9 protein-coding genes and 1 pseudogene are annotated in these 13778 nt (G+C 71.1%); 2 read left to right on the forward strand and 8 right to left on the reverse strand.

Annotation, left to right across the window (positions count from 1 at the left end; genetic code table 11):
• Window positions 1–22 precede the first annotated feature (22 nt).
• Complete coding sequence (locus ACF07V_RS25670; protein WP_392157497.1) at window positions 23–628, reverse strand: YdbC family protein; 606 nt, start codon at window positions 626–628, stop codon at window positions 23–25.
• Between the two features lie 42 nt (window positions 629–670).
• On the reverse strand, window positions 671–1501 hold the full coding sequence (locus tag ACF07V_RS25675; protein ID WP_392157499.1) for an arylamine N-acetyltransferase: 831 nt from the start codon (window positions 1499–1501) through the stop codon (window positions 671–673).
• Window positions 1502–1643: 142 nt separating this feature from the next.
• On the opposite strand from ACF07V_RS25675, the gene ACF07V_RS25680 reads away from it, so the two are divergent.
• A complete protein-coding gene (locus ACF07V_RS25680; RefSeq protein WP_392157501.1) occupies window positions 1644–2174 on the forward strand; it encodes a TerD family protein in 531 nt (176 codons plus the stop codon).
• Between the two features lie 128 nt (window positions 2175–2302).
• Here the strand turns inward: ACF07V_RS25680 and ACF07V_RS25685 are convergent, their stop codons facing one another.
• Window positions 2303–5197 (reverse strand): vitamin B12-dependent ribonucleotide reductase, encoded by a 2895-nt coding sequence (locus ACF07V_RS25685; protein ID WP_392157503.1) that lies wholly within the window; start codon window positions 5195–5197, stop codon window positions 2303–2305.
• Window positions 5198–5370: 173 nt separating this feature from the next.
• The gene (nrdR, locus tag ACF07V_RS25690) at window positions 5371–5880 is read right to left on the reverse strand and encodes a transcriptional regulator NrdR (protein WP_392157505.1); all 510 of its coding nucleotides are present in this window, start codon (window positions 5878–5880) and stop codon (window positions 5371–5373) included.
• A 437-nt stretch (window positions 5881–6317) separates the two neighbouring features.
• Between nrdR and lexA the strand changes: the two genes are divergently transcribed.
• Window positions 6318–7106, forward strand: coding sequence for a transcriptional repressor LexA (lexA, locus tag ACF07V_RS25695; RefSeq protein ID WP_015036661.1), 789 nt, complete (start codon window positions 6318–6320; stop codon window positions 7104–7106).
• Between the two features lie 73 nt (window positions 7107–7179).
• Here the strand turns inward: lexA and ACF07V_RS25700 are convergent, their stop codons facing one another.
• The 4 genes and pseudogenes from ACF07V_RS25700 to ACF07V_RS25715 form a co-directional block, all read right to left on the reverse strand.
• The gene (locus ACF07V_RS25700) at window positions 7180–9150 is read right to left on the reverse strand and encodes an ATP-dependent DNA helicase (RefSeq protein ID WP_392157507.1); all 1971 of its coding nucleotides are present in this window, start codon (window positions 9148–9150) and stop codon (window positions 7180–7182) included.
• Window positions 9151–9200: 50 nt separating this feature from the next.
• Window positions 9201–11045: an IucA/IucC family protein gene (locus ACF07V_RS25705; protein WP_392157509.1), complete on the reverse strand. Its 1845-nt coding sequence runs from the start codon at window positions 11043–11045 to the stop codon at window positions 9201–9203.
• Between the two features lie 61 nt (window positions 11046–11106).
• Window positions 11107–11763, reverse strand: coding sequence for a GNAT family N-acetyltransferase (locus ACF07V_RS25710; RefSeq protein ID WP_392157511.1), 657 nt, complete (start codon window positions 11761–11763; stop codon window positions 11107–11109).
• Between the two features lie 59 nt (window positions 11764–11822).
• Window positions 11823–13692: pseudogene (locus ACF07V_RS25715) on the reverse strand (IucA/IucC family protein); the annotation flags it as partial.
• Window positions 13693–13778 lie beyond the last annotated feature (86 nt).

Below are 13778 nucleotides of genomic sequence, written 5' to 3' on the forward strand. Positions count from 1 at the left end.
CGGGGTACGCGCCCGGGGAGGCTCAGACCGTCCAGGACGGTTCGAGCTGCACGACGTCCCCGTTCAGCGCCGCCACGTCGGCCGCGGTACGGGCCCGCAGCCCGAGCCGCTCGATGCGCTCGACCCGGTATTTTCCGTGCTCGGCCGCGGACTGCCACAGGGAGAGCACCAGGAATTCGCTGCCGGGGGCCTCGCCGAACAGGCCCCGGAGCATGCCGGGAGACCCGGCCATGGCCGGGTTCCACACCTTCTCCTGCATGAGCGCGAAGTGCTCGGCACGCTCCTCGTGGACACGGCAGTGCGCCACCCGCGCCACGTCGGCGTCGGCGAACCGCGGCTCGAAGCCCGTCTTCACGTCGAAGCGGTGGTCGAAGAGCTTGACCTGGACGTCCTTGAACGTGCCCACCTGGGCGGCCGCCAGCCGATCGTGCGACCGCGCCATGAAGGAGTCGTAGAAGGCCCGGCTCTCCCAGAACGCGAAGATGTGGGCGACGTCCGGGCGACCCCGGCTCCACCCACCGCCCTGTCCCCGGAATCCCGGCTCACCGAGCAGACCCGCCCATTTCCGCTGCCCCCGCTCGAACCCACGACGGTCCACCACGGTGCAGCGAATCCACTTGACCAGCACCGCGCCATCGTACGGGGCCGGAGAGCGCCCCGGCAGACCCCGTCAGAGTCCCGCCGTGTGCACGCGTTCCAGACCGGCGCGCTCCTCGTCGTCCAGTTCGATCCCGAAATCGGCCTCCAGCGTGGCTGCCAACTCGGTCGCGTCCACCGTCCGTTCCTCGGCGGATCCGTCCGTACGCACCGTGGAGAGGAGCTCGCGCACCAGGGCCCTGCGCACGTCCGGCCCGGGCTGCTGTGCCACGACCTGGCCGAGGAAACGCGACTGCGGGTGGCTGGAGCTGTAGTGGTTCATGACGGTGAAGTCGCCGGGGTAGAGGGTCTGCGGCGAGAACGCGTACAGATCGGTCCACCCCTCCGGCCGCAGCGAACGCAGCGCCGTGATGCCCTCGTCCTCGACGCCGATCCCGAACGTCCAGCCGCCCTGCTCCACGCGCGCGCCGTCGCGCAGCGGCACCGGCTCCAGCGGCCCCTGCCAGCCGAACCCGACGTCGGCGAGCCACTGTTCGCCCTCGACCGTGACCACGAGGAGCGCGTGGGTGACCGGCGGCAGCGCCGCACCCCGTGAGCGGTTGCGGGCCCCGCGGCCGGCCACCTGGAAGCCGATCCGTTCGAGGACCGCCGCGAAGAGGGAGTTCTGCTCGTAGCAGTAGCCGCCCCGGCGCCGCTCGACGAGCTTGCTCTGAAGGCTCTTCAGGTCCAGGGGAACGTTCCGCCCGAGGGCGACGTCGAGGTTCTCGAACGGAATGGCCGAAACGTGCGCCCGGTGAAGGGCCGTCAAGGTCTGGAGATCGGCGGCGAGTTCCCCGTCCCGCCCGATGTCGTATCCGATTCGAGCCAGATATGCGTCGAGATCCAGCTCGTCACAGCTCCACAAACCGCTCTCCCCCTCAAGCGCCGGTTCCACTGTCGTAGGCACATGACACCATGAGTAATCGGCCCACGACCACGGGCTTTTGAACGGGTCGACGGTACGAGGCGAGCTGTGCGCGGGGGCGCACGCGGAGAGGGGAAGCACCATGAGCGGACTCAACAAGGGGGTCGCGCGCGTCGAGGTCACGCTCAAGTGGGACCCCGCGCCGGCCGGCGCTCCGGCGCACGACCTGGATCTGGTCGCCGGGGTCTTCCCCACAGACGACCCGCACGGCGCGCCGGCCCATCTGGTGCACTTCGGCAGCCGCTCCCCGGACGGCACGATCACGCTCCACCGGGACAGTCGTACGGGCCAGGGATTCGGCTACGACGAGGCCATGACCCTGGAGCTCGACCGGCTGGACGCGCGGTACGCGCGCGTGGTGGTGGGCGTCGCCATACAGCAGGGTGGCGGGCGGCTGACCTTCGGCGACATAGCGAACACGGGCATACGGGTCCGCGAGGGCTACACCGACCTGCTGACCCACGACTTCGCGGACGTTCCCGGGGCCCGCTCGGCGACGGTCGTCGAGTTCACCCGCGACGGCGCGGACGGCTGGTCGTACCGCTCGATCAGCCGCGGCTTCGACGCCGACCCGCAGACCTTCGGCACGCTCCTGGGCTCCGCCGCGTCCTGAGGCCCGGCCGGCCACGGCGTCCCCATGCGAAAAGGGGCGCCGACCGGTGGTCGGCGCCCCTTCACGGGCGATCGGACGGGCGATCCGGTGCGCTCAGCGGCTTCCGCCGCTCAGCGCACCGGCCGGCGTCAGCTGCAGCCGCTGGTCGAGCCGCAGCCCTCGCAGATGTAGCAGGAGCCGGCCCGCTGCATCTTGGTGCCGCAGGAGAAGCAGAGCGGGGCGTCGGCGCTGATGCCGAGCTGCATCTCGACGAGCTCCGCGGAGGTGTGGGCCTGCTTCGGAGCCGGGACCTCGGCCTTCGGGGCCGGGGCCGCGACGGCCTTCAGCTCCTGGGCGCGGGGCGCGGACTGGGCGAGCGCCTCGACGTCGACGTCCTCGTCCTCGGGCTGCTCGTACGAGCCGGTGTCGAGGTGACGCTGACGCTCCTCGGCCGAGTGGATGCCGAGGGCGGAGCGGGTCTCGAAGGGCAGGAAGTCCAGCGCCAGGCGGCGGAAGATGTAGTCGACGATCGACTGCGCCATCCGCACGTCCGGGTCGTCCGTCATGCCGGCCGGCTCGAAGCGCATGTTGGTGAACTTCGAGACGTAGGTCTCGAGCGGGACGCCGTACTGCAGGCCGACGGAGACGGCGATGGAGAAGGCGTCCATCATGCCGGCGAGGGTGGAGCCCTGCTTCGACATCTTCAGGAAGACCTCGCCGAGACCGTCGTCCGGGTAGGAGTTGGCGGTCATGTAGCCCTCGGCGCCACCGACGGTGAAGGAGGTGGTGATCCCCGGGCGGCCCTTGGGCAGACGCTTGCGGACCGGGCGGTACTCGACGACCTTCTCGACGGCCTCGCGGATCGTCGCCTCGGACTTCGCGGTGACCTCGGCCTTCTCCTCCTCCTTCTTCTTGGCGGAGAGCGGCTGGCCGACCTTGCAGTTGTCGCGGTAGATCGCGAGCGCCTTGACGCCCATCTTCCAGGCCTCGAAGTAGACCTCCTCGACGTCCTCGACCGTGGCCGTCTCCGGCAGGTTCACGGTCTTGGAGAGGGCGCCGGAGATCCACGGCTGGATGGCGGCCATCATGCGGACGTGGCCCATCGCGGAGATGGAGCGCTCGCCCATGGCGCAGTCGAAGACCTCGTAGTGCTCGGTCTTCAGGCCGGGGGCGTCGATCACATTGCCGTGCTCGGCGATGTGGGCGACGATCGCCTCGATCTGCTCCTCCTGGTAGCCCAGGCGGCGCAGGGCCTGCGGGACGGTGCCGTTGACGATCTGCATCGAGCCGCCGCCGACGAGCTTCTTGAACTTGACCAGGGCGAGGTCGGGCTCGAGGCCGGTGGTGTCGCAGGACATCGCGAGACCGATGGTGCCGGTCGGGGCGATGACGGACGCCTGGGCGTTGCGGAAGCCGTTCTTGGCGCCGAGGCGGATCACGTCCTGCCAGGCCTCGGTGGCGGCGGCCCAGATCGGCGAGTCCAGGTCGTCCATGCGGACGGCCTTGGTGTTCTCGTCGGCGTGCTGCTGCATGACGCGCTGGTGCGGCTCGGCGTTGAGGGCGTAGCCGTCGTAGGCGCCGACGACCGCGGCGAGCTCGGCGGAGCGCTTGTACGAGGTGCCGGTCATCAGGGAGGTGATGGCGCCGGCGAGGGCGCGGCCGCCGTCGGAGTCGTACGCGTGGCCGGTCGCCATCAGCAGGGCGCCGAGGTTGGCGTAGCCGATGCCGAGCTGGCGGTAGGCGCGGGTGTTCTCACCGATCTTCTGGGTGGGGAAGTCGGCGAAGCAGATGGAGATGTCCATCGCGGTGATGACGAGCTCGACGACCTTGGCGAAGCGCTCGACGTCGAAGGACTGGTTGCCCTTGCCGTCGTCCTTGAGGAACTTCATCAGGTTCAGCGAGGCGAGGTTGCAGGACGTGTTGTCCAGGTGCATGTACTCGCTGCACGGGTTCGAGCCGTTGATGCGGCCGGACTCGGGGCAGGTGTGCCAGTGGTTGATCGTGTCGTCGTACTGGATGCCCGGGTCGGCACAGGCCCACGCGGCCTCGGCCATCTTGCGGAAGAGCGCCTTGGCGTCGACCTCCTCGATGACCTCGCCGGTCATGCGCGAGGTGAGGCCGAACTTCCCGCCGGACTCGACGGCCTTCATGAACGTGTCGTTCACGCGGACCGAGTTGTTGGCGTTCTGGTACTGGACGGACGTGATGTCGTCGCCGCCCAGGTCCATGTCGAAGCCCGCGTCACGGAGGGCGCGGATCTTCTCCTCCTCCTTGACCTTGGTCTCGATGAAGTCCTCGATGTCGGGGTGGTCGACGTCGAGGATGACCATCTTGGCCGCGCGACGGGTGGCGCCGCCCGACTTGATCGTTCCCGCGGAGGCGTCGGCGCCGCGCATGAAGGAGACCGGACCGGAGGCGTTGCCGCCGGAGGAGAGCAGCTCCTTGGAGGAGCGGATACGGGAGAGGTTCAGGCCGGCGCCGGAGCCGCCCTTGAAGATCATGCCCTCTTCCTTGTACCAGTCGAGGATGGACTCCATGGAGTCGTCGACGGACAGGATGAAGCAGGCGGAGACCTGCTGGGGCTGCGGCGTGCCGACGTTGAACCAGACCGGCGAGTTGAAGCTGAAGATCTGGTGCAGGAGGGCGTAGGCCAGCTCGTGCTCGAAGATCTCGGCGTCGGCGGGCGAGGCGAAGTAGCCGTAGTCCTCGCCGGCCTTCGTGTAGGTCTTCACGATCCGGTCGATGAGCTGCTTGAGACCGGTCTCGCGCTGCGGGGTGCCGACGGCCCCGCGGAAGTACTTGCTGGTGACGATGTTGACCGCGTTCACCGACCAGAAGTCGGGGAACTCGACGCCACGCTGCTCGAAGTTGATCGAGCCGTCGCGCCAGTTGGTCATGACGACGTCACGGCGCTCCCAGGCCACCTCGTCGTACGGATGCACGCCGGGGGTGGTGTGGATGCGCTCGATACGCAGGCCCTTGCTCGCCGACTTGGCTCCCTTGGTGCGGGAACCACGTGCCGGGCCGCTCGCCGTCTCTGTCATGCCGCCTCCCATATACGGGCAAAACACACTTTGGCACCCAGATAGTCCCAGGGCACCGTCTTCTGTACGTCGTTCTGTACTGCTGCCACAGGGACCACAGGGGTCACCCAGGGCACGTCTGCCGGGCCGCACGGCGGCCGGTCGCCGGACCGTCGAACGGCCCGGTCCGCCGATCAGTCGGCGGCGGTGGCGGGAACGGGGACCTCGGGGGTCGCACCGGTCCCGCGGTTCTCAGCGGGAGGCCGCACGCGGAGCTCCGCGATGGCGGCCTCGAAGTCTTCGAGGCTGTCGAAAGCCTTGTACACGGACGCGAAGCGCAGGTACGCGACGAGGTCGAGCTCCTGCAAGGGGCCGAGGATGGCCAGGCCCACGTCGTGGGTGGTCAGCTCGGCGCTGCCGGTGGCGCGCACCGCCTCCTCGACCCGCTGGCCGAGCATGGCGAGGGCGTCCTCGGTGACCGGTCGCCCCTGGCACGCCTTGCGGACGCCGGAGATGACCTTGGTACGGCTGAAGGGCTCGGTGACACCGGAGCGCTTCACCACCATGAGCGAGCACGTCTCCACCGTCGTGAAACGACGGGAGCAGTCGGGGCACTGGCGGCGGCGTCGGATCGACGTCCCGTCGTCGGTGGTGCGACTGTCGACGACACGGCTGTCGGGGTGCCTGCAGAAGGGGCAGTGCATTGGTTCCGACCCTCCTCACGGCACGACTGACGAGCCTCACCGGCCCGTCAAGGCCCTGCGAAGCGACCACCAGCATAGGCGATACGGGCACCCCCGGCAGACCGGGGACCACTACCCCTGGGTGGCCGGTGCCATCCAACCACTAGATCTTGGGTTGGGGGCACTTACGACCCCTCCGCGTGTCGCAAGCCCGGCACTCCCGGGAATCCGCGGCCCCGGGTGCGACACTGGGACGGTGCACCGGTTGCTCGCGACCCAGCGGCGAAGGCTACCGTAACGACCGATTTGGGACGACGGAGTGAGCGGGCTCATACACCCCCGCACATACGCGCGTAAGGCAATCCGCGAATTTTCACTCGAACGTGTGTTTGGCGCAACCTTTCGAAAGCCACTACCGTTGTGCCAGCCAGGGAGACCATTCGAGAGGGGCCGACGACGTGACCACCACCGCAGACAGTGCCACCATCACCGCCCAGGACCGCTCCCAGGGCCGACTCGAGCCGGTGCACGCCATGAATGACGCAAGCATGAACGGCGAGGAGCCCGGGCGACCCGCACGCGCCCTCCCCGGGCGACCTCCAGGCATCCGCGCCGACAGCTCCGGGCTCACCGACCGGCAGCGCAGGGTCATCGAAGTCATCCGCGACTCGGTCCAGCGGCGCGGCTACCCGCCGTCGATGCGGGAGATCGGACAGGCGGTCGGCCTCTCCAGCACCTCCTCGGTCGCGCACCAGCTCATGGCGCTCGAGCGCAAGGGCTTCCTCCGCCGCGACCCGCACCGACCCCGGGCCTACGAGGTGCGCGGCTCCGACCAGCCGAGCACCCAGCCGACGGACACCACCGGCAAGCCCGCCGCGTCGTACGTCCCGCTGGTCGGCCGGATCGCGGCCGGTGGCCCGATCCTGGCCGAGGAGTCCGTCGAGGACGTCTTCCCCCTCCCCCGCCAGCTGGTCGGCGACGGCGAGCTCTTCGTCCTGAAGGTCGTCGGCGACTCGATGATCGAGGCCGCCATCTGTGACGGCGACTGGGTCACCGTCCGCCGTCAGCCCGTCGCGGAGAACGGCGACATCGTCGCCGCGATGCTCGACGGCGAGGCCACCGTCAAGCGCTTCAAGCGCGAGGACGGCCACGTCTGGCTGCTCCCGCACAACGCGGCGTACCAGCCCATCCCCGGCGACGAGGCCACCATCCTCGGCAAGGTCGTGGCGGTGCTGCGGCGGGTGTGACACTCCCCGCCGGCTCTGACCGGGCCCCGGGACCCACTGCGCCGGTCCCGGGGCCCTGCCGTGTCCCGACGCGCTAGCCCACCGTCTTCGAGGCGGCGTCGATGGCCGCGAGCGACTTCCGCACCTGGTTGCGGTCCGTCGTGTACCAGAAATCGGGCAGCGAGGCCTTCAGATAGCTGCCGTAGCGGGCGGTGGCCAGCCGGGGATCGAGCACCGCGACGACGCCCCGGTCGCCGGTGGCACGCACCAGCCGGCCCGCGCCCTGGGCCATCAGCAGGGCCGCGTGGGTCGCCGCGACCGCCATGAAGCCGTTCCCGCCGGCCTCCTCGACGGCCTTCTGCCGCGCGCTCATCAGCGGGTCGTCCGGGCGCGGGAACGGGATCTTGTCCATGACGACCAGCTGACAGCTGGCCCCCGGGACGTCCACGCCCTGCCACAGGGACAGCGTGCCGAAGAGACAGGTCTTCGGGTCGGCCGCGAAGTTCTTGATCAGCTCGCCCAGGGTGTCCTCGCCCTGGAGCAGGATCGGCAGCTCCGGGATCCGGCTCCGCAGCTCCTCCGCCGCCTGCTGCGCGGCACGCATGGAGGAGAAGAGACCGAGGGTCCGCCCGCCGGCCGCCTGCATCAGCTCGGTGAGCTCGTCGAGCATGTCGCCCCGCTCTCCGTCACGCGCGGGGCGCGAGAGGTGCTTGGCGACGTACAGGATGCCCTGCTTCGGGTAGTCGAACGGGGAGCCGACGTCGATGCCCTTCCAGACGGGCAGGTCGTCGCCCTTGGTGCCCTCGGGGGCCAGTCCGAGCGAGGCCCCGACCCCGTTGAAGTCGCCGCCGAGCTTGAGCGTGGCCGAGGCGAGCACCACGGAACGCTCCGTGAAGAGCTTCTCCCGCAGCAGGCCCGAGACGGTCAGCGGAGCGACCCGGAGCGATGCCCCGAACCGGTCGTGACGCTCGTACCAGACGACGTCGTACTCGGAACCGTGGGTGATCCGCTCCGCCACGCCGTGCACGGTCTCCACCGAGGCCATGGCCTGCTTGCGCACCGCGTCCTCGTCCTGCACGGCCCGGTCCCGGGTGTTCCCCAGGGCCGTGATCACGGCGCGGGCCGCGTCCCGCAGCGCCATCAGCGCGTACGCGAGGTCCTCCGGGATCTCCTCCAGGCGGCCCGGCAGCGCCAGCTCCATGACCCGCTCGAAGCCCTCCGCGGCGGTCTGCAGCTGGTCGGCCGTCTTCTCGTCCACGAGCTTCGCGGAACGGCGCACGGCGCGATTGACCTGGCCCGGTGTGAGCTCCCCGGTCGCGACACCCGTCACCCGCGAGACCAGCTCATGGGCCTCGTCGACGATCAGCACCTCGTGCTGCGGGAGCACCGGGGCTCCCTCGATGGCGTCGATGGCGAGGAGGGCGTGGTTGGTGACGACGACGTCGGCGAGCTTGGCGCGCTCGCGCGCCGCCTCGGCGAAGCACTCCGGTCCGTACGCGCACTTGCTCGCGCCGAGGCATTCCCGTGAGGAGACGGAGACCTGGGCCCAGGCCTTGTCGGAGACGCCCGGCGTCAGGTCGTCCCGGTCGCCGGTCTCCGTCTCGTCCGACCAGTCCCGGAGCCGCAGCAGGTCCTGGCCCAGCTTGCTCGTGGGCGCGGCCGCCTCGAAGGGGTCGAAGAGGCCGTCCTCCTCGTCCTGCGGGACGCCTTCGTGGAGCCGGTGCAGACAGAGGTAGTTGGACCGGCCCTTGAGCATGGCGAACTGCGGCCGGCGGCGCAGCTGCGGATGCAGCGCGTCGACCGTCCGGGGAAGATCGCGCTCGACGAGCTGGCGCTGGAGCGCCAGGGTGGCCGTGGCCACCACCACCCGCTCGCCCTGGGCGAGTGCCGGCACGAGGTAGCCGAGCGACTTGCCGGTGCCGGTGCCGGCCTGGACGAGGAGGTGGGAGTTGTCGTCGATGGCCTCGGCCACGGCCTCGGCCATGGCGACCTGGCCGGGCCGCTCCGTGCCGCCGACGGCGGAGACGGCGGCGTGGAGGAGGTCGGGGAGGGATGGCTTCGTCATAGCCCTTCCACCCTACGGGGCTGCACTGACAGCCGGGGCACGCGTGCGCCTCAGGCGAGCGGGTTGGGGACGGTTCCGTGGACGGCCGCGTGCGGGCGCTCGGGCCGGTCCCGGTAGCCGTCCAGGTGCAGACGGTTCCGGTTGAGACAGAGCCGCTCGATGCGCGGGGTCAGGAGGTCGAAGAGCTCGAACCGTTCCTTCAGCTCGGGGAAGCGCGCCTGGTGCCGCAGGATCTCCGCTCGGACGAGGCCCCAGAAGTCGTCTTCGGGCACGCCGAGTTGTTCCTCGCAGAGCGGCGCCAGGTAGCGGAAGACGCCGACGAAGAGCCCCGAATGGATGAATTGGATCAGGAATTCGGGTTCCTCGGTGAGGAGGACGGCGCGGACGTCGTCGGGGAGCGAGTCGTGCTCGGGCAGCGGCTGTGCGCTGATGTTGACGTCGTCGACGAAGTCCTTGATCGCGAGGCGGACGGGGACGTCCTCGCCGTCGTAGACGACGATCGCGTTCTCTCCGTGCGGGGAGAAGACCGTGCCGTAGCGGTAGAGGAAGTGCAGCAGCGGCGGCAGCAGGGCGGCGAAGAGGCGCTGGAGCCAGACGCCGGGAGCGATCCCGGAGCGTTCGACGAGCTCGGCGACGAACGCCCGGCCCTCCGGGTCGGTGTGCAGGAGGGAGGCCAGGGTGCGGGCCCGCTCGCCCGGGGGCAGTCGCAGGGGCTCGCGCCAGATCGCGCCCAGGAGTTCCTTGTACTGGTACGGGACTTCGGGCAGCCGGTCGTACAGCGGGTGCTCGACGGTGACGGAGGCGACCTCGCCGAGGAGGATCACTCCGCACTCGTCCCGCAGGAAGGGGTCGGCCTCGCGCAGGCCGTGGACCCAGGCGGTCACGGCGGGCGCGGCGAGGGTCCGCTCGGTGGGCAGTCCGCGCCAGACGAGGGTGTTGAGAACCGACAGCGGCAGTTTGACGGTGTGGCGGTCGGGGCGGCTGGTGTTGAGGAAGGTACGGACGGACTGCTGCGGCAGGCGGAGGTCGCCGTCGGCGGGGAGCGGGACGACGGTCCCGGCGGCGATGGCCGGGGCGTAGAGCGGCAGCAGGATCTCGTCCCACTGCCAGGGGTGGACGGGCAGCAGGAGGTAGCCGTCGGGTTCGTGGCCGCGGGCGGTCAGCGCGGCGCGGAAGGCGGCGTGCACCTCGGGGTCGAGTTCCCGGGCGTAGAGCCGGTCGGGGCTGTCGAGGCCGGGGACGCCGCGGTAGGCGGCGAGGCGGTTGCTGACGGCGATCCACGGCAGTCGGGTCGCCCGGCGGGCCTCGGGGGCCCAGTGGGCGACGTCGGTGGCGGAGAAGCCGATGCGGCCCTTGTTGAGGACGAGCCAGGGGTGGCCGGTCTGGTGGCCTTCGAGTTCCGCGTAGGAGAGTTCGGCGAGCCGGTCGGCGGTGAGGGCCGTGTGGTCGAGGCGGGCGTCGGCGGCCAGGGTGGCGGAGAGCTCGCGGATCAGATGGCCGAGGGTGGCGCCGTCGAGCCGGAGCAGGTGGCGGGCGCGGACCAGGAAGTCGAAGGGGTCGGTGAGGGGCCGGCCCTCGTGGGTGACGGAGTCGGCGGCGACGTGCCAGCTGCCGTAGGCGCCGCGGCGGGCACGGAAGGTGAGCGTGGTGCCGTCGTCGAGGCGCAGTGCGTGCCGGTCGGGTTCGCCGTCGTCCATGGGAACGGGTTCGAGGATCTCCTCGTAGGAGAACTCGGAGAGGGCCTTGGCGAGGAGGCGGGAGCAGGCCCGGGTCCAGGCGGTGGCGTTCAGCTCGGGGGGCGCGAGCAGCTCGGGCGCGGGGACGGGTCCGTCGGTGGGAGCCGGGGTGGCCGGGCTGTGTGGTGCGGAGTCGTGGGGTGCAGGGGACGTCGACACGAGGACTCCTCGGGGTGGGAACCGCTGTGGGTCGAGCGGTGTATGTAAGGCAGAGGGGTGTTCACAGAACGTGACGGAGGGCCCGGTCACGGATCATGAGCGCGGCTCTTTTGTCGGGGAGGTCGACTTCCGCCGCGTAGCGGAAGCCGCCGCTGAGGAAGGCGGAGACGGAGGGGGTGTTGCGGATGTCGGGTTCGGCGACGACGCGGGTGCAGCGGGGACGGTGGTCGAGGACCAGATCGGCGACGGCGCGGAGCAGTGTGGTGCCGACGCCGCGGCCCCGGTCGGTGTCGCCTCCGATCAGCAGGTGGATACCCGTGTCGTGGGGAAGCGCCGGGTAGCGCCGGGCGAGCGGGTCGAGATCGGCACGGTAGATCTCGAAGTAGCTCATGGGTGTGCCGTCGAGGACGCCGAGGCAGGGGACGCTCCGGCCGTCGCCCTCGAGTTGGGCGCGGATGTGCTCGGCGGTGACGGTGTCGGGTCCGGAGAGTTCCCAGAAGGCGGCGACGGCGGGGTCGTTCATCCATCGGGTGAGGAGTGGCAGGTCGCGTTCGAGTCGCACGGGTACGAGCCGGAAGGGGCCCACGGGGGTGTCGGTGGGGCTCCAGGCGGCGACGGAGTCCAGCAGGTCGCCGTCGAGGAGGGCGACGAGGTCGTCGACCCTCAGGTCCAGGGTGTCCTCCCCCGGTGGGTCGACCGGTGGGCGGGTGGGTGACACGGTGTCGCTCTCCTCTCGGCGGTGTGGTCGGGGCGGGCGTGGGGCGCCGCGACGGTGGTTCAGCTACGGAGGGGGTTGGTGACGGTGACGTACACGGACTGGGTGTCGACGGGTCCGACGAGCTCGTCCAGGCCGTGGAGGCGGGTGAGGAGGTTGGCCTTGCTGCGCAGGGTCGCGGCTTCCAGGAGCCGGTGCGGCAGGGGTGAGCCGAGGCTGGTGGCGGAGAGGAGGAAGCTGCGGAAGGCGGCGAGCAGGACGCGTTCGTCGGCGAGGTGCTGGGCGCCGAAGGCGCCGATCAGACCGAGGACGTTGTTGATGCCGAGGTAGTAGGCGAAGCGCTCGTCGGTGACCTGGTCGGAGACGAAGGTGTCGCTGTCGGCGCCGATGCCGGGGAGGCGGCTCTCCAGTTCGCCCCGGTGGGACTCGCGGAAGTAGTAGCCCTGGTTGTCGCGGTAGCGGCCGCCGACCGGCCAGCCGTCCGGGTCCAGGATCACCAGGGTGTTCTGCTGGTGGGCCTCCAGGGCGATGCCGGCGTGGCCGTCGAGCCAGAGGACGGGGCGGACGACCTGGTCGAGGTAGCGGAGGAACCACTCGGCGGCGACGGCGGTCGTGGGGCGGCCGGTGCGGGCGGAGAGCCGTCCGATGACGTCGGCGAGCCGGGAGCGCATGGTGGTGGCTCCGGGCCAGGGGCGGGGTGCCGTGAGGGAGGCGATGCAGACGGCGTCGTCGCCGGGGCCGAAGGGGTTGTGGCGGATCATGACGTCGAGGCCGGGGACGGGGGTGCCGTCGGGGGCGTCGACGGCGAGCCAGGCGGGGTCGCGGACGATGTCGAAGGCCGGGTGGGCGGCCTGCCATTCGTCGACGAGGCCGGTGCGGAGCAGCCGGTGGACCTCGACGCCGCGGTGGAGTTCCTTGCGGAGGTTCTCGCGGCGGGAGTTGGTGATGCGCAGGCCGAGGGAGAGCTTGAGCATGGCGCGCGCGCCGGGGCGGTGCACGGTGCGGACCGAGGAGGTGGGGTGCCAGGGGCTGCCGTGGAGGCCGAGGTCGTGGAGGAGGCCGGCGTCGAGGAGGGCCTGGACGTCGGGGCGGTGCAGGAGTTCGCGGGCCTGCCAGGGGTGCAGGGGCAGGGGCGCGGTGCCGGTGGGGAGGGTGAGTCCTTCGGCGAGGCCGGAGGCGAGTTGTTCGGCGGTGACGGGCCGGCCCTGTTCGGTCCAGGCGGAGTCGGTGGCCAGGAGGGTGCGGTCGACGGCGATCCAGTGGAGGGGGAAGGAGCCGTGGAGTTCGGGTGAGTAGAGCCGGCCCTCGGCCTCGGAGAGTCCTTCGCGGCTCTTGGGGGTGGGGTGGAGCGGGTGGCCGAGCAGCAGGGACTGTTCGGCGGCGAGGAAGAGGTCGGCGTCCGGGTGCGGCGCGGGGTGGCGGCGGCGCTCGGTGAGGAAGTCGGCGGTGCGGCGGGCGGAGTCGGCGACGCGGCCGACGAGGTCGCTGCCCTCGGAGCGGCCGGTCTCGCGGCTCAGCAGGGCGGCCACCGTGACGGCGTCGGCGGCCGGCGCCGAGGCCGGGAGTCCTTCGAGGGCGGGAGCGCCGAAGCGGTGCCAGCCGGTGGGCGACCAGTAGCGGACGGGGACGAGGAGGGCGGTGCCGCTGGCGTCGAGGGGGATGCGCAGGGTGGTGGATCCGGGGGCCGGGAGGTTCTTCTCCCTGACCCAGCAGCGGAGGAGGTTCTCGACGGCGGCGGCGTCGGCGGCGCGCTGCGGGTCGGGGTCGTCCAGCGGGTCGGGGCCGGCGGCCGGGCGGCGGCTCGGGGGTTCGTACGGTCCGGTGTGCTGGCGCGGGACGGTGGGTTCCTCGGAGCCGAACGAATCCGGGCCGAGCTCCTCGGACCTGAAGCTGTCCGGGAGGAGGGCCTGCATGCTCCGGCGCTCGGGGTGGTGGGGGGCGGAGTGAGGGGGCTCCGGGGGGAGGGTTGTGGTGGTGCGGGGTGGTTCGGTGGTGGAGGTCGGGGTGGTGGGGGTGGC

This window comes from Streptomyces sp. NPDC015661 (assembly GCF_043077765.1).
Taxonomy (GTDB): Bacteria; Actinomycetota; Actinomycetes; order Streptomycetales; family Streptomycetaceae; genus Streptomyces.

Bases quoted from the DNA above. Each gene is read 5' to 3' on its own strand.
- ACF07V_RS25680 (WP_392157501.1), top strand. From the start codon at position 1,644: ATGAGCGGACTCAACAAGGGGGTCGCGCGCGTCGAGGTCACGCTCAAG.
- ACF07V_RS25685 (WP_392157503.1), bottom strand. From the start codon at position 5,197: ATGACAGAGACGGCGAGCGGCCCGGCACGTGGTTCCCGCACCAAGGGA.
- nrdR (WP_392157505.1), bottom strand. From the start codon at position 5,880: ATGCACTGCCCCTTCTGCAGGCACCCCGACAGCCGTGTCGTCGACAGT.
- ACF07V_RS25700 (WP_392157507.1), bottom strand. From the start codon at position 9,150: ATGACGAAGCCATCCCTCCCCGACCTCCTCCACGCCGCCGTCTCCGCC.